Origin of the sequence: Kitasatospora sp. NPDC057223, from assembly GCF_042669755.1 — a bacterium.
Taxonomy (GTDB): domain Bacteria; phylum Actinomycetota; class Actinomycetes; order Streptomycetales; family Streptomycetaceae; genus Kitasatospora.
In genome coordinates this window covers 1-23,792 of the sequence record NZ_JBHUWW010000006.1, presented here as the reverse complement: position 1 = coordinate 23,792, position 23,792 = coordinate 1, and the positions used below count along the sequence as shown (strand labels likewise).

Genomic DNA, 23,792 nt, shown 5'->3' with positions numbered 1-23,792 from the left:
GGCCGCATCCCCCATTCGACCGAGGACTTCGATGACGCAGATCGAGCTGCTCGCACCGGCGGCCATCAGTGCCGCCGCGGTAGCGGCAACCGGTGTCCTGGCACGTGCCCGCCGGCGTGCCGGCAACCGGGCCCAGGACGCCGAGGAGGCCCTGGCCCGCGCCGAGTTGCGCGCCCAGGCGGCCGAGGCCCGGCTCGCCCAGAGCGAGGAGCGCAACTTCAACGCGGAGAACCGGCTGGCCCGCAGCGAGGAGCGCCACCGCAACGCCGAGGCCCGGCTCACCCGCAGTGAGGAGCGCGTCCAGGAGGCCGAGGCCAGGGCGCGTGCCCTGCTCGCCGAGATCAGCCACCTCGCCGACGAACGCGTGCCCGCGACCGCCCTCGCGCTGACCCACCCCACCGCGCCGGTGCCCGGCCCCAAGGACGCCGCCTTCGCCGGCGACAAGGCCGAACTCGCCCTGCAGTCCGTGCTGTACGCCTGCGCCGCCGCCGTCACCGGCGAACGCGAGCGGGTGGACGGCGCGGCCCGCGCCACCATGCGCGGCGCCACCTCGAAGATCCAGACCCTGCTGTACCAGATCCAGAGCCTGGTCCAGCAGTTGCAGCACGACAACGACGACCCCCGGCTGCTGGAGCTCGACTTCCGCAACGAGGTCGCGCTGCGCCGGATCCAGACCATCGCCGTGCTCTGCGAGGCCTGGCCCGGCCTCGCGCGCACCGACTCGCCGCTGGCCGAGGTCGTCCTCGGCGCGCTCTCCCGGGTGCCCGGCTACGCGCGCATCAAGGTGGCGAACCACCTGCGGGACTCCCGGCTGGCCGTGGTCGCCCGCGCCGCCGAGCCGATCGCGGTCACCATCGCCGAGCTGCTCGCCAACGCCACCGCGTACTCGCACCCCGAGACCGAGGTCCCGGTGACCGTCCAGCAGGGCGGCCGCGGCGCGCTGGTCGTCATCGACGACAGCGGCATCGGCATGGAGGACGACCAGCTCCGGCGCGCCCGGCGGCTGCTCTCCGGCCCGTCCGAGGTGCTGCTCACCGAGCTGGGCAACCCGCCCAAGGCGGGCTTCGCCGTGATCGGCAAGCTGGCCCGGCAGTACGGCTTCACCTGCCACATCGAGCCGTCCCCGTACGGGGGCATGCGCACCATCGTTCGGATCCCCGGCGCGCTGCTCACCGTCGTGGACGAGGAGCAGCAGCTCTCCGTGCTGACCCCGCTGCCGGTCCGCGAGCCCGCCGCGGCGCCGGTGCGCGCCGCCGAGCCCGCTCCGGCGCTCCCGCAGGCTCCCGAACTCCCGGCGGAGCCGGACGAGGACGGCCTGCCGAGCCGTCGCCGGCGCCGCGCGGTGCCGCAGCAGCGGACCGAGAGCGCGTCGCAGCCGCTCGCCGCCCGTACCCCCGAGGAGGCCTCCGCCCGTTGGCAGGCGCTCCAGGACGGCACCGGTTCCGGGCGGCTCGCCGCCGCCGCACTGGACGGCGCCGAGCCGTCCGACGCCGCACCGGACCCGCACAGCCCCACCCCGAAGAACCCCGAAGGAGCCGACCAGTGAGCACCGCCCGCCCCTCCGTCACCGACGAGATCTCATGGGTGCTGACCCCTCTCCTGGAGCTGCCCGGGGTCCTGCACGCGGTCATCGCCACCGGCGACGGCCTCGTCGAGGGCGCCTCGCAGGACCTCAGCCGGGAGGCGGCCGAGCGGGTCGCCGCCATGACGGCCACCGTGCACGCCGCCGCCCGCGCGTTCACCACCGCCTTCACCGACGACGAGACGCCGAAGCTGGCCCAGACCGTGGTGGAGTCGGAGCTGGGCTTCGCGATCGTGGTGCCGGCCGGACAGAACACCTCGCTGGCCGTCTTCGCCTCGCCGGAGGCCCAACTGGGCAACGTGGCCTACCAGATGCAGGTCCAGGTCGCGGCGCTGTCCAGGGCGCTGGCGAGCCCGGCCAGGCAGCCGGACGCCGCCGTCCGGACATGAGCGCGGTGCCCCCGCGCCGGCGGATGGTGCCCGCCTACCTGGCCACCGGCGGCCGCAGCCGGCCCAGCCGGGCCGCCTACGACCGCCTCACCGTGCTGCACTCCGCCAGCCAGGAGCCGCCGCAGGGCCTGGAGGCGGAGCACCGGCGGCTGTGGGAGCTGTTACGGCCCGGCGCGCTGACCGTCGTGGAGGCCGCCGCCCACCTGCGCCTGCCGGTCAGCGCCACCAACTTCCTCGCGGCCGATCTGGTGGACGCGGGCGGCCTGCAGGCCCGCAGCCCGATTCCCCGTGCCCAGCAGATCGACCGCTCACTCGTCGAGAGGCTCCTCGATGGACTCCGCACCCTCAGGTAGCCGGATCGGCTACCTCCCCGACCCCGACCAGACGCTGATGAAGGTGGTGATCGCCGGCCCGTTCGGTGTCGGCAAGACCACCCTCATCCGCACCCTCTCCGAGATCCCCACCCTGCACACCGAGGAGGTTATGACGGAGACCGGCGCACCGGTGGACGACACGGCCGGCCTGCCCGACAAGACCACCACCACGGTGGCGGTCGACTTCGGCCGCCTCACCCTGCCGGGCCAGTTGGTGGTCTACCTGTTCGGCACCCCGGGCCAGCGGCGGTTCTTCCCGCTCTGGAAGGACATCGCCCGCGGCGCCCTCGGGGCGGTGGTGCTGGCCGACACCCGCCGGCTGGCCGAGTCGTTCGAGATCATGGACATGGTCGAGGAGCAGGGCCTGCCGTACGCGGTCGCCGTCAACTGCTTCCCCGACGCCCCCGCGCACTCCGCCGAGGTGCTGCGCAAGCACCTCGACCTGCACCCCGACACCCCGCTGGTGCTCTGCGACGCGCGCGAGCGCCGCACCAGCGCCGAGGCGCTGATCGCCTTGGCCGAACACGTCCTGCACGGCCTGCCCCAGGAGCAGCGGTGACCCACACCGAAACACGTCCGACCGCCCTCTACGGGCCGGCCTTCGCCGCCGACCCGCACGGGCACTACGAGCGGTTGCGCGCGCACGGAGCCGTCGCGCCGGTCGAGATCGCGCCCGGCGTCGAGGCGCTGCTGGTGACGGACTACCAGGCGGCCCTGGACGTGCTGCGCGACGCCGAGACCTTCTCCAAGGACCCGCGGGCCTGGCAGCAGACGCTGCCGCCGGACTCCCCGGTGCTGCCGATGCTGGGCTGGCGGCCGACCGTGCTGTTCAGCGACGGCGAGGTGCACGCCCGCTACCGGCAGGTCGTCACCGACGGCCTGGCCCTGATCGAGCCGCACGTGCTGCAGGCCCGGGTCACCCAGGTCGCGCACGAGCTGATCCGCCGCTTCGACGGCCTCGGCACCGCCGACCTGATCGCCCAGTACGCCCGCCAGCTCCCGCTGTTCGTCTTCAACACCTGGTTCGGCGTGCCGGAGGAGCACAGCAGCCGGCTGGTCGCGGGCATGTCCGGGATGATGGAGTCGACCGAGAAGGCCGCCGCCGCCTACGCGGACTTCGTCTCGGTGGTGGCGGGCATGGTCGCCGACCGGCGCGACGGCGGCCGCAACGACCTGACCTCCTGGTTCCTGCACCACCCGGCGGGGCTGGAGAACGACGAGGTCGTGCGGCAGATTACCCTCACCATGAGCGCCGGGCACGAGCCGACCACCAACCTGATCGGCAACTCGCTGCTGCGGATCCTCACCGACGACCGCTACGCGGGCTCGCTGTTCGGCGGCGCCATGACGGCCCACCAGGCCATCGACGAGGTGCTCTGGCACGAGCCGCCGCTGGCCAACTTCTCGGCCCACTACCCGAGGTACGACCTGACCTTCCACGGGCGCCGGATCGAGGCCGGGCAGCTCGTGCTCGTCTCGTACGCCGCCGCCAACTCGCAGGCCGCCCCGGCCGCCGACGAGAGCCACCTGCGCAGCGGGGAGAGCGCCCACCTGGCGTGGGCGGCCGGTCCGCACGCCTGCCCGGCGCGTCAGCCTGCGCTGCTGATCGCCATCACGGCGATCGAGCAGCTGACCAGCAGGCTGGGCGATCTGGAGCTGGCCGTGCCGGAGCAGGAGCTGGTGTGGCGGCCCGGCCCGTTCCACCGGGCGCTGGTGCACCTGCCCGTCCGGTTCTCGCCGGTGGCGTCCTGAGCCGTCCTGAGCTGTCCTGATCCGTCCTGAGGATTCAACAGGATTCAACTGCCCTGATCCGTCGCTGACTTGCGGCGGCCGGTGGCCTCCGCCGCAGGCTGCCGGTCGGAGCCGAGCTCGCGGGAGATCCGCAGGCCGACCTGGGCGACCACCGGGCCGAGGTTGCGCACCCGGGCCGCGGTCATCCGGGAGATCAGGCCGGAGACCGACAGGGCCGCGGTGACCTCGCCGGTGTGGTCGAAGATCGGGGCGGCGACGCAGCGCACCTCGGGTTCGTTCTCGCGGTCGTCGATGGAGTAGCCGCGGGCCCGGATCCGGGCGAGGTCGGCCCGCAGCCGGGTGCCGTCGGCGATGGTCCAGTTGGTGACCGGCCGCAGCCCGGCGTCGACCACGGCGTCGACCTCGGTGTCGGGCAGCCAGGCGAGCATGGCCTTGCCGGTGGCGGTGCAGTAGGCGGGGGCGCGGCTGCCGACCCGGGAGGCCATCCGGACGTTGGTCTCGTCCTCGACCTTGTCCACGTAGACGATGCCGGGGCTCTCCCAGACCGTCAGGTGGACGGTCTCGCCGGCCTCGCGCTGGAGCCGGCGCAGGTGTTCGGCGGCGACGCTGCGCAGGTCGAGGGTGGAGAGGTAGGCCTGGCCGAGCCGCAGCGCGCCGTGGCCGAGCCGGAACCAGCCGGTCTCCCGGTCGCGGTCGAGCAGGTGCTCGTCGAGCAGCGGGCCGGTGAGGCGCAGCACCGTGCTCTTGTTCAGGCCGAGTTCCTCGGCGAGCTGGCCGAGCGGGACGCCGCGGCCGCCGTTGGCGTGGTCGCGGACGTGACCGAGGACGGCGAGCGCCCGGCGCAGCGAGGAGGACTGGTTCCGGTCTCCCGGCGCGGCGGGGGCGGGCCTGCGCCCGGCCGCACCGTCCGCCGGGGTGCTCTGCTCCGGCCCGTCGTCGGAGACCTTCGCTGCCATCGTGCACTCCCTGGTTGCTCGGCGGGCCGTACCCGTCGCTGCGCCGGGAGCCGTCCTGCGCCGGCCCGCCGGCCCCGACGTGTGATCCGACCGTACCGCCCGGCGTCAAGGATGCCGATTATTCGGCATGGCGTTGTGCAGTGCAAAACTTCGGCAACGGTCTCTTGTTGGCCGGGAGAGCCCCGGCCTAACGTCACGGCATCGAGTGGATCCCCTGCCCGGCACGCCGGGCGGCTCCGCCGCACCCTTGCTTCTCTTCACCATAAGCCCTGGTCAGGGCCTGCTTCGTCGCGTCCGCCCCCACGGTCACCGATGCGGCGCAGCACCTGCCGGGCGGGGAGGTCTCCACCCATGCGACTCATCAGATGGTCCGCCACGGCCGCCGCGCTGACCGCCGGCTGCATCGCGCTGTCGGCCTGCTCGCCCGGCACCGCCGCGCCCGCCGAGGGCAAGGCCGGCGACGAGAAGACCGGCACCGTCCAGGTCTGGCTGTACAACGAGGCCGGCAACACGCCGAAGGAGGCGGTGGTCTCCAAGGCCGTCACCGAGTTCCAGGCGGCCCATCAGGGTGTGACCGTCAACGTGAGTTACATCGACACCGACGCGGCGGCCCGCGCGGCGAAGATGAAGGGTGCCTTCAACGACCCGTCGAGCGCCCCCGACCTGGTCGAGTTCGGCAACACCGACCTCCCGGGCTACGTCGCCGCCGGCGGCCTGGCCGACATCGGCGCCGAGCTGGACGGCTGGAGCGCCAAGGGCGACCTGGACCCGGCGATCGCCAAGACCGCCGTGCTCGACGGGAAGACCTACGGCCTGCCCTGGTGGGTCGGCGTGCGCGCGCTGTACTACCGCACCGACCTGTTCACCGAGGCCGGCCTCACCGCGCCCACCTCGTACGACGAACTGGTGACCGCCACCCAGAAGATCCACGCCCAGCACCCCGACACCTTCGGCATCGCGGTCGGCGGCAAGTACACCTTCGGTGCGCTGCCCTTCGTCTGGGACGCGGGCGGCGACATCGCCACCAAGTCCGGCGACAAGTACACCGCCGCGATCGACTCGGCCGAGTCGCAGGCCGGCGTCAAGCGCTACACCGACCTGTTCGGCGCCGACGGCTGCCCGGCGCAGCAGTGCGCCGACCTCACCGGCGGCAAGACGGTCGACCTGTTCGCGGCCGGCAAGTCCGCGATGGCGATCCTGCCGAACTCCAGCCGCGGCAAGGTGGACGCGGGCGCGGCCAAGGGCAAGTACGCGGTCGTCCCGCTGCCCGGCAGCAAGGCCGGCTCGATCGCCCCCGCCTTCGCCGGCGGCAACAACCTCGGCGTCATGAAGGCGGCCAAGCACCGCACGCTGGCCGTCGAGTTCGCCGAGCTGCTCGCGAGCCCGGAGAACCAGCAGGCGATGTACGACGCGATGGGCAACCTGCCGACGCTCAAGTCGGTCAACAGCGCCGTCGCCGCCAAGGACCCGTTCCTGAAGCCGTTCACCGACACGATCGCCGCCGGCACCCGCTTCGTCCCGATGGACCAGGGCTGGGCCCAGATCGACGCGCAGGCGGTCGTCCCGACGATGCTCCAGCAGGTCGTCACCGGCAAGGCCGACGTGGCGAAGGCCTCGGGCGACGCGGCCCAGCAGATCAACACCGCCTTCCAGGCGCACTGAGAGCAGGTCCCGTACGTGTCCGCTTCCCTCACGACTGCCCCGGCGGCGCCGACTCCCCCCGCCCGGCGCCGCCGGGGCGCCGGCCCGGCCGCGCCGCCGCGCGGACGGCGCCGGCTCACCCCGCTCTGGCTGCTCCTGCCGGCCGCCGTCATCCTGATCCCGCTGGTCGCCTACCCGATCTACCAGCTCGGCCTGCTGTCGGTGCTTCAATTCGGCCAGGCGCAGGCGTCCGGTGGCGTGCCGACCCGGTTCGTCGGGTTCGAGAACTACGCCACCATCCTGTCGGACGACCAGTTCTGGACGGTGCTGACCCAGACGGTCGGCTTCGCGGCCTTCTGCGTGGTGTCGACGCTGGCGGTCGGGGCGGCCCTCGCCGTCCTGCTCACCAAGGTCGGCAAGGTCACCGGGTTGGTGCTGACGACGGCCTCGATGGCGGCCTGGGCGGCGCCGGCGATGACCGGGTCCACGGTGTGGAGCTTCCTGTTCGACACCAACCTCGGGCTGGTCAACGACACCTTGGTGAAGCTGGGCCTGTCGGGGTTCCACGAGTACAACTGGTTCTACGACAAGTGGACGGCGTTCCTGATCGTCGGCGCGGTCGTGGTCTGGCACTCCTTCCCGTTCGTGATGGTGACGCTCTACGCGGGCATCCGGGCGATCCCGGAGGAGATCCTGGAGGCCGCCGCGCTGGACGGCGCCGGCACCTGGTCGACGTTCCGCCGGATCACCGCGCCGATGCTCCGGCCGATCCTGACCATCGTGGTGATCCAGTCGGTGATCTGGGACTTCAAGGTCTTCACCCAGATCTACGTGATGACCACGGGCGGCGGCATCGCCGGCCAGAACCTGGTGCTGAACGTGTACGCGTACCAGAAGGCGTTCGCCTCCTCGGAGTACGGGCTGGGCGCGGCCATCGGCGTGATCATGCTGCTGATCCTGGTCATCCCGACGGTGCTCTACATCCGCACCCTGCGACGTACGGGGAACGAACTGTGAAAACCCGCAGCCGCCGGCGCATCGCCGCGAACACCACCGCCTACCTGGTGGCCGTGGTCACCGCCTTCCCGATCTTCTGGATGGTGCTGTCCGCGTTCAAGCCCAAGGGCGAGGTGCAGTCGCTGCACCCCAGGCCGTGGACCACGCACCCGACGCTGGACAGCTTCCGGCAGGTCCTGAGCGTGGACGGGTTCGGGCGCTACTTCCTCAACAGCACGGTCATCGCCCTGTCGGTGGTGGTCCTGTCCGGCCTGGTGGTGTTCCTCGCGGCGGTGGCCGTCACCCGGTTCCGGTTCCGGTTCCGCACCACGATCATGGTGATGTTCCTGATCGCGCAGATGATCCCGGTCGAGGCGCTGACCATCCCGCTGTTCTTCATGTTCCGGGACGCCGGCCGGGTTGCCCCCGGCATCGGGCTCAACACCCTGGCCTCGCTGATCCTGGTCCAGCTGGCGTTCTCGCTGCCGTTCGGCATCTGGATGATGCGCGGCTTCGTCGCCGCCGTGCCGGTCTCCATCGAGGAGGCGGCGCAGATCGACGGCGCGAGCCGCACCCGGATCCTCTGGCGGATCCTGCTGCCGCTGGTCGCCCCGGGCCTCGCCGCCACCAGCGTGTTCTCCTTCATCGCGGCGTGGAACGACTTCGTCTTCGCCAAGACCTTCATCATCAGCGCCACCCAGAACCAGACCCTCCCCTCGGCCCTGCTGGTCTTCTTCAAGCCGGACGAGAACGACTGGGGCGGCATCATGGCGGCCTCGACGCTGATGACGGTGCCGGTGCTGGTCTTCTTCGTCGCCGTCCAGCGCAAGCTGGTCTCCGGGCTGGCCGGCGCGGTCAAGGACTGACCCGCCGCGGGCACCCCGCGGGCCCCGTCGCCGGGCAGGGCGGCGGGGCCGTCGGCGTACCGCACGGAAAACGAGGTGACCGGCGGCCCGGTCCATCCCTACGCTCGCCGCCATGGACAGCGCCGGTGGACTACTGAACGTCGTGGACGTCGAGGCGACCTGCTGGGACGGGCCGCCCCCGCCCGGGGCCGTCAGCGAGATCATCGAGATCGGCCTGACCGTCGTCGACCTCGCCGCCGGTGAGCGGACCGGCCGCCACCGCATCCTGGTGCGGCCGGCCCGCTCGGCCGTCGGCGCGTTCTGCACCGGACTCACCGGGCTGACCCAGGCCGAGGTGGACACCGGCCTCGGCTTCGCCGAAGCATGCCGGCTGCTGGCGGCGGAGCACGGCAGCGGCGCCCGCCCGTGGGCGAGCTGGGGCGACTACGACCGGCACCAGTTCACCCGGCAGTGCGCCGCCACCGCCGCCGCGTACCCGTTCGGAGCCCGGCACACCAATGCCAAGCTGGCCTTCACCGAGGCGTACGGCCTGCGCAGGCGCCCCGGCATGGCCCAGGCGCTGGAGATCGCCGGGCTGCCGCTGGAGGGCCGCCACCACCGGGGCGAGGACGACGCCTGGAACATCGCCGCCCTCGTCCTCGACCTGGCCGGCCGGGGCGCCTGGCCCGGGGGCGCCAGGGGTCCGGCCCCGTCATCGCCGTGACGGGGCCGGACACCGGCCGGGGGAGTGGGATCAGTGGCCGAAGCCGAACCAGTTGAGGTTGACGAAGTCGGCCGGCTGGCCGCTGGTGAAGGTCAGGTAGACGTCGTGGGTTCCGGTGACGGCGCTGATGTTGGCGGGGACGGTCCGCCAGCTCTGCGCGCCACCGGTGTTGGCGACGGCGAACGAGCCGACCGGTGGGCTGGTACGGCTGTCGAGGCGGACCTCGACCAGGCCGCTGACGCCGCCGGCCGCGCCACTGGCGACCCGGGCGTTGAACTGGCGGGCCGCGGTGCTGCCGAAGGTGACCCCCTTGTAGAGCGCCCAGTCGCCGTTGGCGAGTGAGGCCAGGTCCTGGCCGCCCTCGGCGCACGCCTCCAGGACGGTGCCGGCCTGCCCGTCGTAGGACTCGGCCTGGATCGTCGCGTAGGCGTCCCGGTTGCCGGGCACCGGCGTGCCGGTGGGGGTGCCGGTCGGCGTGGCGGTCGGGGTCGCCGTCGGCGTGCTGGTGGGGGTCGCGGTCGGGGTGGCGGTGGGGGTGGGTGTACCGGTGCCGGGGCCCGACTGCCAGACGCCGACGTAGTCGACGGTCATCGGCACGCCGGAGGCGGTTCCGGCGTCCGGGCCGCCGCCGAACGCGGCCGGGAACTCACCGCCCATCGCCACGTTCAGGATGATGAAGAAGCCGTGGTTGGTGGCGGCCGCCCAGGTCCCGGCGTCCATCTGGGCCGAGGTCACCGCGTGGAACTGGACCCCGTCCAGGTAGAAGCGCACCTGCTCGGGGCTGGTGCTGCGGTCCCACTCCACACCGTAGGTGTGGAAGCCGCTCTGGCAGGTGACGGGGGAGCAGACCTTCTGCCCGCCGATGCCGTTCTTCTCGTTGCAGGGACCGCCCGGACTGGTGCCGCAGTGCATCGTGGCCCACTCGTTGTTGATGCCCTGCACGTTCTCCATGATGTCGATCTCGCCGACGCTCGGCCAGTTCCACCAGTTGCCGCGGTACTGGTCGCCGAGCATCCAGAACGCGGGCCAGTAGCCCTTGGCCGCGGCGCCGGTGACGTTCGGCAGCTGGATCCGCGACTCGACCTTCAGCTTGCCGCCGACGGGCGGCTGGAAGTCCTGGCGGTTGGTCTCGATGCGGCCCGAGGTCCAGTTCCCGGCGGCGTCCCGGACGGGGGTGATCCTCAGGTTTCCGGCACCGTCCAGCGCCACGTTGGTGGTGTTGGAGGTCATCGTCTCGACCTCGCCGGTGCCGAAGCCGCCGGGCCCGCCGGGGTACCCGGTGCCGGTGGTGTAGCGCCAGTCGGCGGTGTTGACGCCACTGCCGGCGGCGCCGTTGAAGTCGTCGCTGAACACCTGGGTCCAGCCGGCCGGGGAGGGGACGGTGGCGTTGGCGTTCTCCATGGTGCCGGCCAATCCGACGGCCAGCAGTGCGGCGGTGGAGAGGGCGGCGAGCACGGTTCTGACGCGGTGCGGCCGGAACCCTGCTCGGGATCGTGCGGTCATGGGGGGCTGCCTCTCGGGTGGGGGAGTGATTGTTGAGAGCGCTCTCGGGGATGTTGGTACCGAGATGCTGACGGAGTGTCAATGGATCGGACCGAAAAGGCGGGTGATCCGTTGAAGAAATGAAAGATCATGAGGCATTTGTCCTGGTTCTGACGTGGCGTTCCGTCAGAAGCCTTGACAGTCCACGGCGCCCTCGACACGCTCCTGCCGAGAGCGCTCTCATCTCCCGGCCGTTCACCCCCACCCGAGGGAAGCCATGACCGTCTTCCGCCGTTCCGCGCCAGGGCTGCTCCTGGCCGCGCTCCTGATGTTCTGCGCCGCGCTCACCGGGGCCGCTCCCGCGAGCGCCGCAGCCGACTACACCCAGGGCGTCACCGCCGCCGGCACCGGACAGGTGCAGTTCTGGTTCAAGCCCGCCACCCCCGCAGCCCTGGTCGACGTCCACTACCTGGTCAACGGCACCGGCCAGCAGAACTTCCGGCTGGCCGACGCCGCCGGCACCTGGTCCAGGACCGTCGCCGGCCTGCCCCCGGGTGCCGCCCTGGACTACTGGTTCACGTACGAGAAGGGCGGGCCGCTGTACGACACCCCGCACTTCCCGTACACCGTCGGCACCGGCGGCACGACCCCGCCGCCCGGCGGGGGCGGCACCACCACCCCGCCGCCCGGCGGCACCGGGACCTTCCCGGTCGTCTTCCAGAACAACACCCGGGGCGTCTGGTCCAACAGCCAGGTCTACGTGCTCGTGCTCGGCATGGCCATACCCGGCCAGTGGTCGTACCTGAAGCCGGACGGCAGCCTCGCCCACATCAGCCACCTGGACGAGAGCGCCCCCGGCCACCTCACCAAGAACGGCCGCAACTACGCCGCGATGTCCTTCTCACTGGCCCAGGCGGCGAGCGTCACCCTGCCCACCCGGCTGGAGGGCGCCCGGATGTACCTCTCCGTCGGCTCGCCGATGTACATCCCGGTCTCGCCGGACGACGCCGGCTGGGGCGGCCCCGACCTGCTCAACCCGGCCGACCCGAACTCCGACGTGTACTTCGACTGGTACGAGTTCACCTACCGGTACGGCGTGATCCCGTTCGGCGGGAACACCACCCAGGTCGACATGTTCGGCTTCCCCGTCACCGCCCGCCTGGAGCAGGCCGCCATCGGCTACGACCAGAGCGTCGGAACCACGCTGACCCGCGACCAGGTCCTCGCCCAGTACAGCGCCGCCGTCGGCGCCGCCTTCCGGCCGCTGGCAGGCACCCACCGGATCACCGCACCGCGCACCGCCGCCGCCTTCCGGCCCGGCGGGGCCCAGGCCGGCTACCTCCAGCCGGCCATCGACCAGGCCTGGGCCTACTACACGGGCAACCAGTTCACCCTGAACCGGCTCAACCAGACCTTCACCGGTCGCGTGGTGGGCGGCCGGCTCCAGTTCACCAAGGACGGCGCCGGGCCGTACTTCCTGAACAAGCCCACCACCGCCGACGTGATGGCCTGCTCCGGCGCCCTCGCCTCGGCCGGGATGGCCACCACCGAGCTGGAGCTGGGCGCCGAGTTCTGCGCCGCCTTCAACCGGGGCGTGGCACTGAACACCGCCCAGTGGTACGCCCCGGCGTCCTACTACCCGGCGTCCGTGGCCAGGAACGACTACGCGGGCTTCTTCCACACCGTCGGCCTCGGCCACCGCGCCTACGGTTTCGCGTACGACGACATCAACGACCAGAGCTCGGTGAAGATCCTGCCCAACTCCGACCCGCCCAGCCGGCTGACCATCGGCATCGGCTGGTAGCGGCCGCCGGGGGCCCGCGCCCGGCGGGCCCCCCTGGGCCGTTCGGCCGACACTGGACGAAGGCGCGGACACCGTCCACCGGCACGGACCGCGGCGTCGGACGGAGGCGGGATGGCGAACCGGACGGGCGGCACGGGCAGTACGGGCGACGAAGGGGGCACCGGCGGTGCGGGCGCCGCTCCGGCGGGGCAGCCGAAGGGCCGGGACCACCGCTGGCAGGCGCTCGGGGTCTGCCTGGTCGCGGGCTTCATGACGCTTCTCGACGTCAGCATCGTCAACGTCGCACTGCCGTCCATCCGGGACGGCCTGGGCATGTCGGAGAGCGGGTTGCAGTGGGTCCTCTCCGGCTACGCCCTGACCTTCGGCCTCGCCCTGGTGCCCTCGGGCCGCCTCGGCGACGCCCGCAGCCGCCGGGCGGTCTTCATCGCCGGGCTGGCCCTGTTCACCGCGACCAGCGTGCTGGCCGGCGCCGCCCAGAGCGAGGGCTGGCTGATCGGCGCCCGGCTCGCCCAGGGCGCGGCCGGCGGCATCCTGGTGCCCCAGGTCTCCGGCTTCATCCAGCAGCTCTTCCAGGGCGCCGAACGCGGGCGCGCCTTCGGCCTGCTCGGCGCCACCATCGGCGTCTCGACGGCCGTCGGCCCGCTGCTCGGCGGCCTGCTGATCCAGGCCTTCGGCACCGCCGAGGGCTGGCGCTGGGTGTTCTACGTGAACCTGCCGATCGGCCTCGTGGCGCTGCCGCTGGCCTACCGGCTGCTCCCGCCGCCCCCGCCGAGGGCCACCGGCCGGGGCCGCCGCGGCGGCGACTTCGACCCGGTCGGCATCCTGCTGCTGGGCGCCGGGACGGTGCTGCTCCTGCTGCCGTTCGTGCAGCGCGAGCAGTGGCCGGGCGCCGCCAAGTGGCTGCTGCTGCCGCTGGCCGCCGCCCTGCTGGCCGCCTTCGCGGGCTGGGAGCACCACTACGCGCGGCGGCGCGAGCCGCTGGTCAGCATGAGCCTGTTCCGGGCCAGGTCGTACGGGCTGGGCACGCTGCTGTCGCTCGTCTACTTCGCCGGGTTCACCGCGATCTTCTTCATCTTCACCCTGTACCTGCAGAACGGGCTGCACTACAGCGCGCTGGCCGCCGGTCTGTCCATCACGCCGTTCGCGCTGGGCTCCGGCGCCGCGGCGGCGGTCGGCGGCCGGGTGGTGCACCGCTACGGACGGCCGCTGGTGGCGGCCGGGCTGGTGCTGGTCGTCCTCGGGCTGGCGGTGGCCGGCGGCGTCGTCCACCTGTGGTCCGGGCCGCACCTGGGCTGGCTGACGGCGGCGCCGCTGCTGCTGGCCGGGGTCGGCAGCGGCCTGGTGATCGCGCCGAACCAGGCGCTCACCCTCGGCGACGTGCCGGTGGCCCGCGCCGGGAGCGCGGGCGGCGTGCTCCAGACCGCCCAGCGGATCGGCTCGGCGGCGGGCATCGCGGCCGTCGGCTCGGTCTTCTTCACCCGGCTGGCCGGGCACCCGGACGACTGGGCGGGCGCCTTCCAGCTGGGGCTGGCCGTCGCGATCGGGTTCGTCCTGCTGGCGCTGGCCACCGCCCTCGCCGACGTCCTGGCGGGCGGAACCGGCGGACGCCCTCCCCGTACCGCCACCGGGGAGGGCGCCCGCCGGCCCGCCGACGCGCGGGCGGACGAGGAGCACTGACCGGTCCGCGGGTACCGCCCGGAGCCGGTCCCGCAATCCGGTACGCCGACCGCGTTTGGCGCCGTCGATCGGGGTCACACGTACGGCAGACGGTCTTGCACCCCCCCCGCGAGGCCGTCGTCGGAGCAGCCCCGGGTGTCCCCCCGCCCGGGGCTGCCGTCGTGTCCGGGGCCGGTCAGCTCAGGTCGAACACCAGGCGGGCGGTGACCCGGCCCGAGAGGATCTCCTCGAAGCAGGTGTTGACCTCCGCTAGCCTGCGCGACTCGCGGATCACCGTGGTCCGCCCGAGGGCGTGCAGCCGGAAGACCTCGGCCAGGTCCTCCCGGGTGCCGACGATCGAGCCGACCACCTTGGTGCCGTTCAGCACGGTGTCGAAGACCGGCAGCTCCAGCCTGCCTTCGGCGGGCAGTGCGACCAGGACGAGCGTGCCGCCGCGCCGCAGCGCCCCGTACGCGGCCTCGAAGGAGGCGTTGTTGACCGCGACGGCGATCGCGGCGTGCGCGCCGCCGAGCTTCTGCACCTCGGCCGCGACGTCCTGGGTGCGGGCGTCGACGACGTGGTCGGCGCCGAGTTCGCGGGCCAGGGCCAGCTTGTCGTCGGTGATGTCCACCGCGATGGTCTCGGCGCCGGTGAGCCGCGCGTACTGCAGGGCGAGGTGGCCGAGGCCGCCGATGCCCGAGACCAGCACCCGGGTGCCGGGGCGGGCGCCGGAGACCTTGACCGCCTTGTACGTGGTCACCCCGGCGCAGGACAGCGGCGCGGCGTCCAGCGGGTCCAGCCCCTCGGGGACGGGGACGACGTAGTCGCCGTGCGCGAGCGCGTACTCGGCGTACGCCCCGTCCACCGAGTAGCCGCTGTTGTGCTGCTGGAGGCAGAGCGTCTCCCAGCCGGAGACGCACTGGTCGCAGCGGCCGCAGGCGTCGGCGAGCCAGGGGATGGCGACGCGCTGGCCGATCACCACGTGCCGGACCTGCTCGCCGGCGGCCTCGACGATGCCGACGCCCTCGTGACCGGGGACGAACGGCGGAGTGGGCTTGACCGGCCAGTCGCCGTGGGCGGCATGGATGTCGGTGTGGCACAGGCCCGAGGCCTCCAGGCGGACCAGGACCTGGTGCGGGGCCGGCTCCGGAACGGGACGGTCCTCGATCTCCAGCGGGGCGGTGAAGTCCTTGACGACGGCGGCCTTCATGGGATGCGACTCTCCGTTCGACGGCGGTGCTGCTGGGACGGTGGCGGCGGTGCCCGGCCCGGCGGGGCCGGGCAGGGCTCGTCGCCAGCCTCACCCGTCCGGCCCAGCCGCGCAGGACGGGCGGGGCCGAACGGGTGATCACCGAGTGCGGCGGACGGCTCTCAGGCGGCGAGGTCCGCCGGGTCGGCCTCGGTCGTGCCCAGCCGGGCGTACAGCTCCGGGCGGCGCGAGCGCAGCCGCAGCGCCAGCGCGACGCCGGTCAGGAAGACCACCGGCACGATCGCGATCAGCGGCCAGTTGACGCCCGGGCCGGCGCCGGTGAACAGGTCGAGCTTCCAGCAGACCAGCGCCGTGGCGCCGCACAGCAGCACCGTCGAGGCCAGCGGCGCGACGACCGTGCGGAACCGCCCGGCGGTGGTGATGCCCGGGTTGCGCCGGAAGAACGAGAACACCGCGAAGCCGGCCACCGCCTGGAGCAGCAGGATGCCCACCACACCGGGCGAGTTCACCCACAGGAAGAACTGGTTGTACGGGTCGGCGCCGATCACCGCGGCCACGGCCACCGCCGCGCCCGCGAGCACCGACTGCGCCGCGCCGCCGATCCACGGCGAGCCGTGCCTCGGGTGCACCCGGCCGAGCGCGGCCGGGGCGGCGCCCTCGGCGGCGAGCGCGTAGCCGTACCGGGTGATGGTGTTGTGGAAGGCGAGCAGCGCCGCGAGCAGGCTGGTGACGATCAGCACCCGCTGGAGGTCCGTTGCCCAGCCGCCCACGTAGTGGGTCATCGCGGTGAAGAACATCCCCGACGGGTCCTCGGTGGCCGCCGCCACGGCCTCGGTGTCACCGAAGGCCTGGATGATCATCCAGGTGATGAAGGTGTAGAACAGGCCGAGGAACGCTATCGCCACGTACGTGGCCCGCGGCACCGTGCGCTGCGGCTCGCGGGCCTCCTCGCGGTAGATCGCGGTGGCCTCGAAACCGACGAACGCGGCGAAGGACAGGCCGAGCACGCCGCCCATCCCGCCCTGAAGGACGTTGGACGGCGCCAGCGCGGACAGGCTCAGCCCGTGCGCCCCGCCCTTCGCCAGCACGGCGACGGCGAGCAGCAGCAGGATCCCGGTCTCGGCGACCAGCAGGGCGCCGAGCACCTTCGCACCGAGGTTGATGCTCCGGAAGCCGAGGAACCAGACCACCACCACGCCGGCCAGTGCCCACACCGGCCACGGCAGGTCGACACCCAGCAGGTCGTTCGCCGTCGTCCGGGCGAAGTACCCGAACGCGCCGAACATGCCGATCTGGATCGCGTTGTACGAGAACACCGCGAGCAGCGCGGCGCCCAGCCCGGCCGGGCGGCCGAGGCCCCGGGTGATGTACGCGTAGAAGGCTCCGGCGTTCTTGATGTGCGCGGTCATCGTGGTGAAGCCGACGGCGAAGAGCGCCAGCACCACGCCGGTGGCGAGGTACGCGACCGGCGCGCCGATGCCGCCGAAGGCGATCGCGAAGGGGGCGACGCCGGCCATCACGGTCAGCGGCGCGGCGGCGGCGACCACGAAGAAGACGATGTCGCCGACCCCGAGGATGCCCCGGTCGAGCTTGCGCCCGGCGGCGTCCGGGGCGGGGGAGGTGCCGGGAGGTCTGGCCGCGGCGGAGGTGGCCGGGGCGTCGGAGGGCAGGGTCATGGGGGAGCTCTCCTTGGTCTACGAACGAGGGTAGGGCAGCCGAGGGGGTGCGGCGGCGCCGGCCGGTTCAGCGCGCGGCGGGGGCCGTCGCGGCGAGGTGGGTGGGGCGGCCGGCCAGCCAGGTGCCGAGCACCGGGACGTCGGCAAGGGCGCCGGCCGGCACGTCGTACGGGTCGGCCGCGAGGTGCACCAGGTCGGCGCGCAGCCCCGGGCGCAGGACGCCCCAGAGGCCGTCCTCGAAGGCCTGGTGGGCGACGCCGGCGGAGTAGGCGGCCAGCGCCTGGCCGAGGGTGATCCGCTCCTCGGGCAGCCAGCCGCCCTCGGGGAGGCCCTGCGGCGTCTGGCGGGTGACGGCGGTGGCGATGCCGGCCAGCGGCTCGTACCGGGTGACCGGCCAGTCGCTGCCGAAGGAGATCCGGGCGCCGCTGCCGAGCAGGGCGGCGATCTGGTACTGCCGGGAGCCGCGCGGCTCGCCGAGCCGGGGGAGGGTCAGCTCGGTCATCAGCGGGTCGGTCTGGGCCCAGAGCGGCTCGAAGTTGGCGATCACGCCGAGCTGCGCGAAGCGTGGCAGGTCGGCCGGGTCGACGAGCTGGACATGGGCGATCACCGGGCGGCGCTCGCGCGGGCCGTTGCGGCGGCCGGCGGCCTCGATCGCGTCCAGCGCGATCTTGACGCCGCGGTCGCCGATGGCGTGGATGTGCGGCTGGAAGCCGAGCGCGTCCACGGCGGTGACGGCGTCCGCCAGGTCGGCGGCCTCCCAGTTGGCGCTGCCGTGCGAGTGCGGGCAGTCCGTGTAGGGCTCCAGCAGTGCGGCGGTGCCGGACTCGATCACGCCGTCGGCGAAGAACTTCACCGCGTGCGAGCTGAGCTGCCCGCCGCCCCCGGCCTCGATCCTGGCCCGGTCGGCGGTCAGCTGCGGCAGCCGCCCGCGCCAGCCGTCGGGCTGCAGCAGCAGCCCCAGGTCGGCCCGGACGGACAGCGCGCCCGCCCGGGCGGCGGCGAGCCAGATGTCGACCTGGGCGGATTCGACCCAGGCGTCCTGCACCCAGGTGAGGCCGGCGGCGGCGAGCGCCGCGGTGGTCTCGCGCAGGGCGGCGAGCTGTTCGTCGGCGGAGGGCGCGGGGACGAGTGCCAGCACCGGGTCGAGGGCGCCGAACTCGCGCAGGGTGCCGAGCGGCTCGCCGTCCGGGCGGCGGACGATCTCGCCGCCGGCCGGCTGCGGCGTGCCGGCGGTGTACCCGGCCCGGCGCAGCGCCTCGCTGTTGGCCCACCCGGTGTGGTGGTCCATGGTGCGCAGCAGCACCGGCCGGTCGGGGACGACGGCGTCCAGCAGCCGGGCGTCGAACAGTCCGCCCTCGGCGAGCCAGGGGTCGAAGGCGTCGCCCCGGATCCACTCGGCCTCCGGGTGCTCGGCGGCCCAGGCCCGGACGGCCTCGACGACCTCCGCCAGGCTGGTGCAGTCGCGGACGGGGACGCCGCGCAGGCCCACGCCGCCGAGCAGCGGGTGGACGTGCCCGTCGCCCCAGGACGGCAGCAGTGCGCCGCCGGCCAGGTCGACGACCCGGGTGGCGCCGCCCCGCTGGGCGAGGGCCGCCGCGCCCAGCGCGGTGATCCGGCCGGCGGTGACGGCGAGCGCGTCGGTGACGGGGGCGGCGGGGTCTCCGGTGTGGATCCGGCCGCCGGTGAAGAGCATGTCGGCACGCATGCGCGAGACGTCCTCCCTGTGGAACTGAATGGGGTTCGGTTAACGTAGGCGCAGGGCCGCGACGTGCGGAAGAGTTTTATTGAAAGTCATTCAGTAACATTTGGATGACGGTGGCCGCGGCCGGAAGCACCGCTCCGGGCCGGGCGACCGGGCGATCAAGGGGGACACATGGGCAGGCCACGGACACCGCTGCTGGACCGCGAGCGCATCGTTCAGGCCGCGCTGCACCTGGTGGACGAGTCCGGCGACCTCACCATCCCGGCCCTCGCCGGGGTGTTGAAGGTCAGCCCGTCGGCGCTCTACCACCACGTCGCCGGCCGGGCCGAGATCGTCGCCATGATGCGCGCCGAGCTGGTCCGCACCATCGGCGGGCAGACCGTCTGGGACCTGCCCTGGGACGAGGCCCTCGCCACCTGGGCGCACTCCTACCGCGACGCCTTCGCCGAACACCCCGGCATCATCCGGCTGCTCGCCACCGCACCGCTCTCCGAGCCGTTCATGCACGACCTCTACGAGCGCGCGGTGGCGGCGCTGGAGGACGCCGGGTTCCCGGCCGGCCAGGTGATGGCGCTGATCACCGCCCTGGAGAGCTTCGTCCTCGGCTCCGCCCTCGACCTGGTCGCCCCGCCGGTGATGGTCGACGCCGTCGCCCGCGACAGCTCCCCCCGGCTGGCCGCCGCCCTGGACGCCGTCCCCACCGGCCGCCGGCGCGCCGACCAGGCCTTCGAGGCCGGCCTCGGCGCGCTGATCGCCGGCTACCGCGTGCTGCTCCAGGCCGGGTAGCCCCTGCGGCCGGGCCCGCCGGTGCGGGCGGCGATGTCGCGCGATGCACCGTCAGCCGACTGCCCGGACGGGCGGGTTGACGCACCCTTCTGCGGCCGCGGTTCCAGCGTCGGCGTGTTCGCGCTCCATCCCGACGCCGAGCCGCTGGTGGCACGAGGAACCGGCACGCACAGCCTCCGCCGGCCGAACTCCCGGAGCCACCACGCGCCTTCGACTACGGTGTCAGCACGATCCTCCCGAAGACCTCACCCGCGGCCATCCTCCGGTGCGCCAGTACGGCTTCGTCCAGTGGCAGCACCTCGTGCACCACTGTTCCGATCTCGCCGCGACCGGCTGCGGCGAACTGCTCGCCGCGCACGGAACGCCGGTCGGCCAGGGTGACGGTGGCCGCGCTGAAGGCGGCGAAGGACATCGACTTCTGGAACGCCGCCATGATCTTCGTGCCGAAGTCCGCGGGCGGCTGACCTGCGACGGCGCCCACGGCCACCAGGCGGCCGTTCGGGTTGAGCCGGTCGAGGAACGACGGCATGTCCTGGCCGGCCACGACGTCGATGATGACGTCGTAGCCCGTGGGAGCCCCCTCCGCTCCGCCGCCGGAGCGGTCCAGCACGTGGGTCGCACCGAGCCCGCGCAGCCGCTCGCCGCGCTCGGCCGACGACGTCGTGACCGCCACCGCGGCGGCGCCGCCGCGAGCCGCCAGCTGCACTGCCATGATCCCGATACTGCCGGCCGCGCCACGCACCAGGACCGTCTCCCCCGGAGCGAACCGGGCGTGGCGAAGCCCGAAGTGGGCCACCACGCCGGAGCTGCCGAGCGTCACCGCGTCGACGGCGGACAGGCCCCCGGGCAGCGCAACGACCTCCTCGGCCGACGCGACGGCCTGCTCGACGTAGCCTCCGCCGGTGCCGGTGGAGGCCCACACCCGCCGGCCGATCCACGACGCGTCGACGCCGTCACCGACCGCGGTCACGGTGCCCGCCACCTCGCCACCCGGGATGTGGCCCTCCTTGAAGCCGTAGGCGGCCAGAGCCCCGCTTCGGATCAAGGTGTCGACGCCACCGACGCCCACCGCCTCGGTGGCGATCAGCACCTGCCCGGCGGCAGGCACGGGTGCCGGCAGGTCGACAACGGCCAGGCCTTCGGGGCCCCCGTACGTCCGGATCACGATTGCCTTCACTGTTGCCTCCACCTTCTCGGGCCGCCCGATGACGGCCCTGCTCCACCCCCGTCACCGATCGCCGCCGGGCGGAAAGGGGGCCTGGGCTCCTACGCTCCGGACGGTAACGGACGCCCCCGTCCGTTTGGGTAAAGTGAGAGTGGTGACCGACCCTTTGCCTCACAAGCTGCGTTCCGACGCGACGGACAACCGCAACCGCATCCAGGATGCGGCCCGAGCGCTGTTCTCGGCCGAGGGCCTGGATGTGCCGATGCGGGAGATCGCGCGGCGTGCCGGGGTGGGGCCCGCCACCTTGTACCGTCACTTCCCGACCAAGCAGGCGCTGGTCGCCGAAGCCTTCGCCGACCAGCTGCACGCCTGCCGCACCATCGTCGACGAGGGGTGCGCGGACCCCGATCCCTGGCGCGGCCTCTGCCTGGTGATCGAGAGGATCTGTGAGCTGCACGCACGCGATCGGGGCTTCACCGAAGCCTTCCTGTCGACCCTCCCGGGGGCGCCGGATGTCGCGGGACGCGAGTACACGGTGAAGGCGGTGGCCGGCCTGGCCCAGCGAGCCAAGGACGCGGGGCACCTGAGGCCCGACTTCGTCCTGGACGACCTCATTCTCGTCCTCATGGCCAACAAGGGGATCCACGCCGCATCCACCGCCACCCGGGTCACGGCCTCCCGGCGCTTCGCGGGGCTGGCGATCCAGGCGCTCGAAGCCTGCCCGCACCACGCACCGCTGCCACCGGTGGCACGACTGGCACCCGCGGCAGCGGCCGGCTCCTGACCAGGGAGGAGGGGCGTCCGCGCTCGACGCCCGAACCACCGGAGCCCCGGGAGCGGATCGTCTAGAGCGGCGTCGCCGCCTTCAGGACGAGCAGGAGCGCCACCGCCGCGTTCAGCGCCGAGATCGCGGAGGCCGCCGTCCCCGCCGCCGCGATCATGGCGGCCAGGCCCACCGGGCTGTGCGCCGGCGGCCAGCCGCCGGGCACCGGGCCGGGCCCGAGCAGGGCGGCGACCCGGCGCGGCACCGGGCCGGAGGCGGCGAAGGCGGCCAGTCCGGTCGGGGCCGGCCGGTGCGCGGCCCGGTGCGAGAGCAGTGCGGCGTTGGCGACCGCGCGGGCCGTCAGCCGGCGGTCGCCGACCGCCTGGGCGGCCTCCTCGTCGGCCCACCGCTCGGTGCTGTAGGCGGCGGCGTGCTGGAGCGGCCGCAGGAACGGGTTCACGCAGCTGGCGAGCTGGTTCGTCATCAGGACGCGGTGGTGCCGGTGTGTCAGGTGGGCCCGCTCATGGGCCACCAGGGCGCGGCACTCGTCCTCGGCCAGGCCGTCCAGCATCGCCGTGGACACCACGATCCGGCCGGGCAGGCCCGGCAGCGCGTACGCGTACGGGTCCGGGTCGGGCAGTACGGCGAGGTCGCGGCCGTGCGGCAGGCCGGCCAGCGCGTGCCGGGCGCGGGAGCGGACCCGCAGGTGGCGGCGGACGGTCACCGTACAGGAGAGCGCCACCGCGCAGAGCAGGGCGATCGCGGTGAAGCCGACCACCTCGTGGAACGGCACCACGTCGCGGACGACCGGGTCGGACCAGCTGTCCGGCAGCGGGTTCCCGGGGATCTGGGCGGTGCCGATCACGCCGAGCAGCACCAGGCAGAGCGTGCTGCAGAGCGCCATGACCGCGCTGATGCCGGTCAGCAGGCGGGCCGCGCTGCGCGGGTGGAGATGGAGTTCGGCGAGCCTGGCGATCGGCAGGGCGGTGAGCGGCAGGACGAGCGGGAGGAAGACGAAGACGCCCATCCGGTCAGCTCCCGTCGTCGGCGGCGCTGTCGAGCAGGGCCCGCAGCAGGTTCTCGTCGTCGGGCAGCAGGGTGCTGACGAAGCTGGCCAGCACGGCGTCGCGGTCGCGTTCGTTGTCCAGCACCCTGCGCATCCGCAGGGCGGCGAGCCCGGCGGTGTCGGAGGCCGCGCGCCACACGTACGACCGGCCCGAACGGCTGCGCGAGACCGCCTTCTTGGCGTGCAGCCGGGACAGGATCGTCATCACCGTGGTGTACGCGAGGCCGTCGCCGAGGTGCTGCTGCACCCAGACCGCCGTGGCCGGGCCGGGCGCCGCCTGCAGTGCGGCCAGCACCTGCGCCTCCAGCTCGCCCTGCCCGCGCCTGCGCACCCGCGGATACCCGGAGGTCTCCCCTTCGGTGTCCGTGTCCATGGCGGCCTCTTTCTCCGGTTGCGCCGGCCCGTGCTGCCGGGAGGCGCTGTCCATCCTAGCCAGCGGCCGGGCGGGGGCCGCAGGCAGTGGATGCGCGGGTGCGGCCGGTCGTGGTGACGGCCGGACAGATACTCGAAGTCTCTACAGTGTTGTAGATTCGTAGGCCCGTACCGATAGAGAGCCGGGCGTTCCGTGTCCGGCGCGGGGGAGTCCGCAGGAGGGCATCATGGGAGTCTCGCTGGCCAAGGGTGGCAACGTCTCGCTGACGAAGGAGGCCCCGGGGCTGACCGCGGTCATCGTCGGTCTGGGCTGGGACGTCCGCTCCACCACCGGCGCCGACTTCGACCTCGATGCCAGCGCGCTGCTGTGCAACGAGGCCGGCCGGGTCGTCTCCGACCAGCACTTCGTCTTCTTCAACAACCTCAGGAGCCCCGAGGGTTCGGTCGAGCACAGCGGCGACAACCTCACCGGCGGCGGTGACGGCGACGACGAGCAGATCAAGGTCGACCTCGCGGCCGTCCCGGCCAACGTCACCAAGGTGGTCTTCCCGGTCTCGATCTACGACGCCGACGCCCGGCTGCAGAACTTCGGCCAGGTCCGCAACGCGTTCATCCGGATCGTCAACCAGGCCAACGGCACCGAGGTCGCCCGCTACGATCTGAGCGAGGACGCCTCCTCCGAGACGGCGATGGTCTTCGGTGAGCTCTACCGCAACGGTGCCGACTGGAAGTTCCGGGCCATCGGCCAGGGTTACGCCTCCGGTCTGCGGGGAATCGCCACCGACTACGGGGTCAACGTCTGACCGCCCACGGGTTCGATGTCCGGCCGTGCCGCGGCCCCGCGCCGACTG

Annotated in this window: 22 protein-coding genes; 14 read left to right on the top strand and 8 right to left on the bottom strand. The window is 73.3% G+C overall.

Annotation, left to right across the window (positions count from 1 at the left end; translation table 11 throughout):
- Positions 1 to 31 precede the first annotated feature (31 nt).
- Genes ACFUK0_RS04110 through ACFUK0_RS04090 form a run of 5 tightly spaced genes read left to right on the top strand, consistent with a single transcriptional unit; the run spans position 32 to position 4,097 of the window.
- The gene (locus ACFUK0_RS04110) at positions 32 to 1,546 is read left to right on the top strand and encodes an ATP-binding protein (protein ID WP_380246468.1); all 1,515 of its coding nucleotides are present in this window, start codon (positions 32 to 34) and stop codon (positions 1,544 to 1,546) included.
- Positions 1,543 to 1,971, top strand: coding sequence for a roadblock/LC7 domain-containing protein (locus ACFUK0_RS04105; RefSeq protein WP_380246467.1), 429 nt, complete (start codon positions 1,543 to 1,545; stop codon positions 1,969 to 1,971). The genes ACFUK0_RS04110 and ACFUK0_RS04105 overlap by 4 nt, the downstream gene beginning before the upstream one ends.
- Positions 1,968 to 2,324 (top strand): DUF742 domain-containing protein, encoded by a 357-nt coding sequence (locus ACFUK0_RS04100; RefSeq protein ID WP_380246466.1) that lies wholly within the window; start codon positions 1,968 to 1,970, stop codon positions 2,322 to 2,324. The genes ACFUK0_RS04105 and ACFUK0_RS04100 overlap by 4 nt, the downstream gene beginning before the upstream one ends.
- On the top strand, positions 2,302 to 2,904 hold the full coding sequence (locus tag ACFUK0_RS04095) for an ATP/GTP-binding protein (protein ID WP_380246465.1): 603 nt from the start codon (positions 2,302 to 2,304) through the stop codon (positions 2,902 to 2,904). Before ACFUK0_RS04100 ends, ACFUK0_RS04095 begins: the two co-directional genes overlap by 23 nt.
- Complete coding sequence (locus tag ACFUK0_RS04090; RefSeq protein ID WP_380246464.1) at positions 2,901 to 4,097, top strand: cytochrome P450; 1,197 nt, start codon at positions 2,901 to 2,903, stop codon at positions 4,095 to 4,097. Before ACFUK0_RS04095 ends, ACFUK0_RS04090 begins: the two co-directional genes overlap by 4 nt.
- A gap of 44 nt (positions 4,098 to 4,141) precedes the next feature.
- Here ACFUK0_RS04090 and ACFUK0_RS04085 read toward each other — a convergent pair whose 3' ends face one another.
- A complete protein-coding gene (locus ACFUK0_RS04085) occupies positions 4,142 to 5,053 on the bottom strand; it encodes an IclR family transcriptional regulator (RefSeq protein ID WP_380246463.1) in 912 nt (303 codons plus the stop codon).
- Positions 5,054 to 5,404: 351 nt separating this feature from the next.
- Here ACFUK0_RS04085 and ACFUK0_RS04080 point away from each other — a divergent pair, with 351 nt between their 5' ends.
- From ACFUK0_RS04080 to ACFUK0_RS04065, 4 genes are all read left to right on the top strand, one after another.
- A complete protein-coding gene (locus ACFUK0_RS04080; RefSeq protein ID WP_380246462.1) occupies positions 5,405 to 6,715 on the top strand; it encodes an extracellular solute-binding protein in 1,311 nt (436 codons plus the stop codon).
- 15 nt (positions 6,716 to 6,730) lie between these two features.
- The gene (locus tag ACFUK0_RS04075) at positions 6,731 to 7,711 is read left to right on the top strand and encodes a carbohydrate ABC transporter permease (protein ID WP_380246461.1); all 981 of its coding nucleotides are present in this window, start codon (positions 6,731 to 6,733) and stop codon (positions 7,709 to 7,711) included.
- On the top strand, positions 7,708 to 8,556 hold the full coding sequence (locus ACFUK0_RS04070) for a carbohydrate ABC transporter permease (protein WP_380246460.1): 849 nt from the start codon (positions 7,708 to 7,710) through the stop codon (positions 8,554 to 8,556). Before ACFUK0_RS04075 ends, ACFUK0_RS04070 begins: the two co-directional genes overlap by 4 nt.
- A 112-nt stretch (positions 8,557 to 8,668) precedes the next feature.
- Positions 8,669 to 9,259: an exonuclease domain-containing protein gene (locus tag ACFUK0_RS04065; RefSeq protein ID WP_380246459.1), complete on the top strand. Its 591-nt coding sequence runs from the start codon at positions 8,669 to 8,671 to the stop codon at positions 9,257 to 9,259.
- A gap of 30 nt (positions 9,260 to 9,289) precedes the next feature.
- On the opposite strand, the gene ACFUK0_RS04060 is transcribed toward ACFUK0_RS04065, so the two are convergent.
- A complete protein-coding gene (locus tag ACFUK0_RS04060; RefSeq protein WP_380246458.1) occupies positions 9,290 to 10,762 on the bottom strand; it encodes a carbohydrate-binding protein in 1,473 nt (490 codons plus the stop codon).
- A gap of 256 nt (positions 10,763 to 11,018) precedes the next feature.
- On the opposite strand from ACFUK0_RS04060, the gene ACFUK0_RS04055 reads away from it, so the two are divergent.
- Positions 11,019 to 12,545, top strand: coding sequence for a glycoside hydrolase family 64 protein (locus ACFUK0_RS04055; protein WP_380246457.1), 1,527 nt, complete (start codon positions 11,019 to 11,021; stop codon positions 12,543 to 12,545).
- 111 nt (positions 12,546 to 12,656) lie between these two features.
- Positions 12,657 to 14,222 carry an MFS transporter gene (locus ACFUK0_RS04050; protein WP_380246456.1) on the top strand — a complete coding sequence of 522 codons (1,566 nt, stop codon included), beginning with the start codon at positions 12,657 to 12,659 and terminating at the stop codon, positions 14,220 to 14,222.
- A 175-nt stretch (positions 14,223 to 14,397) separates the two neighbouring features.
- Here ACFUK0_RS04050 and adhP read toward each other — a convergent pair whose 3' ends face one another.
- The 3 genes from adhP to ACFUK0_RS04035 all read right to left on the bottom strand — a co-directional run bounded on the left by adhP (position 14,398) and on the right by ACFUK0_RS04035 (position 18,792).
- Entirely contained in the window at positions 14,398 to 15,411 is a 1,014-nt protein-coding gene (gene adhP, locus ACFUK0_RS04045) for an alcohol dehydrogenase AdhP (RefSeq protein WP_380246455.1), read from the bottom strand.
- A 161-nt stretch (positions 15,412 to 15,572) separates the two neighbouring features.
- Positions 15,573 to 17,087 carry an APC family permease gene (locus ACFUK0_RS04040; RefSeq protein ID WP_380246454.1) on the bottom strand — a complete coding sequence of 505 codons (1,515 nt, stop codon included), beginning with the start codon at positions 17,085 to 17,087 and terminating at the stop codon, positions 15,573 to 15,575.
- 67 nt (positions 17,088 to 17,154) lie between these two features.
- Entirely contained in the window at positions 17,155 to 18,792 is a 1,638-nt protein-coding gene (locus ACFUK0_RS04035; RefSeq protein ID WP_380246453.1) for an amidohydrolase, read from the bottom strand.
- A 168-nt stretch (positions 18,793 to 18,960) separates the two neighbouring features.
- On the opposite strand from ACFUK0_RS04035, the gene ACFUK0_RS04030 reads away from it, so the two are divergent.
- On the top strand, positions 18,961 to 19,575 hold the full coding sequence (locus tag ACFUK0_RS04030; protein ID WP_380246452.1) for a TetR/AcrR family transcriptional regulator: 615 nt from the start codon (positions 18,961 to 18,963) through the stop codon (positions 19,573 to 19,575).
- 214 nt (positions 19,576 to 19,789) lie between these two features.
- Here the strand turns inward: ACFUK0_RS04030 and ACFUK0_RS04025 are convergent, their stop codons facing one another.
- Complete coding sequence (locus ACFUK0_RS04025; protein ID WP_380246451.1) at positions 19,790 to 20,752, bottom strand: zinc-binding dehydrogenase; 963 nt, start codon at positions 20,750 to 20,752, stop codon at positions 19,790 to 19,792.
- Between the two features lie 142 nt (positions 20,753 to 20,894).
- Here ACFUK0_RS04025 and ACFUK0_RS04020 point away from each other — a divergent pair, with 142 nt between their 5' ends.
- Positions 20,895 to 21,524, top strand: a complete 630-nt coding sequence (locus ACFUK0_RS04020) for a TetR/AcrR family transcriptional regulator (RefSeq protein WP_380246450.1) — start codon at positions 20,895 to 20,897, stop codon at positions 21,522 to 21,524.
- A gap of 61 nt (positions 21,525 to 21,585) precedes the next feature.
- Here ACFUK0_RS04020 and ACFUK0_RS04015 read toward each other — a convergent pair whose 3' ends face one another.
- Both ACFUK0_RS04015 and ACFUK0_RS04010 read right to left on the bottom strand, forming a co-directional pair.
- Entirely contained in the window at positions 21,586 to 22,530 is a 945-nt protein-coding gene (locus ACFUK0_RS04015) for a M56 family metallopeptidase (protein ID WP_380246449.1), read from the bottom strand.
- Between the two features lie 4 nt (positions 22,531 to 22,534).
- Positions 22,535 to 22,942: a BlaI/MecI/CopY family transcriptional regulator gene (locus ACFUK0_RS04010; RefSeq protein ID WP_380246448.1), complete on the bottom strand. Its 408-nt coding sequence runs from the start codon at positions 22,940 to 22,942 to the stop codon at positions 22,535 to 22,537.
- A 226-nt stretch (positions 22,943 to 23,168) separates the two neighbouring features.
- On the opposite strand from ACFUK0_RS04010, the gene ACFUK0_RS04005 reads away from it, so the two are divergent.
- Positions 23,169 to 23,744 carry a TerD family protein gene (locus ACFUK0_RS04005; RefSeq protein WP_380246447.1) on the top strand — a complete coding sequence of 192 codons (576 nt, stop codon included), beginning with the start codon at positions 23,169 to 23,171 and terminating at the stop codon, positions 23,742 to 23,744.
- Positions 23,745 to 23,792 lie beyond the last annotated feature (48 nt).

Excerpts from the sequence above, each read along its gene's own strand:
- ACFUK0_RS04080 (WP_380246462.1), top strand. The coding sequence starts at position 5,405 with ATGCGACTCATCAGATGGTCCGCCACGGCCGCCGCGCTGACCGCCGGC.
- ACFUK0_RS04035 (WP_380246453.1), bottom strand. The coding sequence starts at position 18,792 with ATGCGTGCCGACATGCTCTTCACCGGCGGCCGGATCCACACCGGAGAC.
- ACFUK0_RS04060 (WP_380246458.1), bottom strand. The coding sequence starts at position 10,762 with ATGACCGCACGATCCCGAGCAGGGTTCCGGCCGCACCGCGTCAGAACC.
- ACFUK0_RS04095 (WP_380246465.1), top strand. The coding sequence starts at position 2,302 with ATGGACTCCGCACCCTCAGGTAGCCGGATCGGCTACCTCCCCGACCCC.
- ACFUK0_RS04055 (WP_380246457.1), top strand. The coding sequence starts at position 11,019 with ATGACCGTCTTCCGCCGTTCCGCGCCAGGGCTGCTCCTGGCCGCGCTC.
- ACFUK0_RS04005 (WP_380246447.1), top strand. The coding sequence starts at position 23,169 with ATGGGAGTCTCGCTGGCCAAGGGTGGCAACGTCTCGCTGACGAAGGAG.
- ACFUK0_RS04065 (WP_380246459.1), top strand. The coding sequence starts at position 8,669 with ATGGACAGCGCCGGTGGACTACTGAACGTCGTGGACGTCGAGGCGACC.
- ACFUK0_RS04040 (WP_380246454.1), bottom strand. The coding sequence starts at position 17,087 with ATGACCCTGCCCTCCGACGCCCCGGCCACCTCCGCCGCGGCCAGACCT.
- ACFUK0_RS04085 (WP_380246463.1), bottom strand. The coding sequence starts at position 5,053 with ATGGCAGCGAAGGTCTCCGACGACGGGCCGGAGCAGAGCACCCCGGCG.
- ACFUK0_RS04010 (WP_380246448.1), bottom strand. The coding sequence starts at position 22,942 with ATGGACACGGACACCGAAGGGGAGACCTCCGGGTATCCGCGGGTGCGC.
- ACFUK0_RS04050 (WP_380246456.1), top strand. The coding sequence starts at position 12,657 with ATGGCGAACCGGACGGGCGGCACGGGCAGTACGGGCGACGAAGGGGGC.
- adhP (WP_380246455.1), bottom strand. The coding sequence starts at position 15,411 with ATGAAGGCCGCCGTCGTCAAGGACTTCACCGCCCCGCTGGAGATCGAG.
- ACFUK0_RS04100 (WP_380246466.1), top strand. The coding sequence starts at position 1,968 with ATGAGCGCGGTGCCCCCGCGCCGGCGGATGGTGCCCGCCTACCTGGCC.
- ACFUK0_RS04030 (WP_380246452.1), top strand. The coding sequence starts at position 18,961 with ATGGGCAGGCCACGGACACCGCTGCTGGACCGCGAGCGCATCGTTCAG.
- ACFUK0_RS04110 (WP_380246468.1), top strand. The coding sequence starts at position 32 with ATGACGCAGATCGAGCTGCTCGCACCGGCGGCCATCAGTGCCGCCGCG.
- ACFUK0_RS04015 (WP_380246449.1), bottom strand. The coding sequence starts at position 22,530 with ATGGGCGTCTTCGTCTTCCTCCCGCTCGTCCTGCCGCTCACCGCCCTG.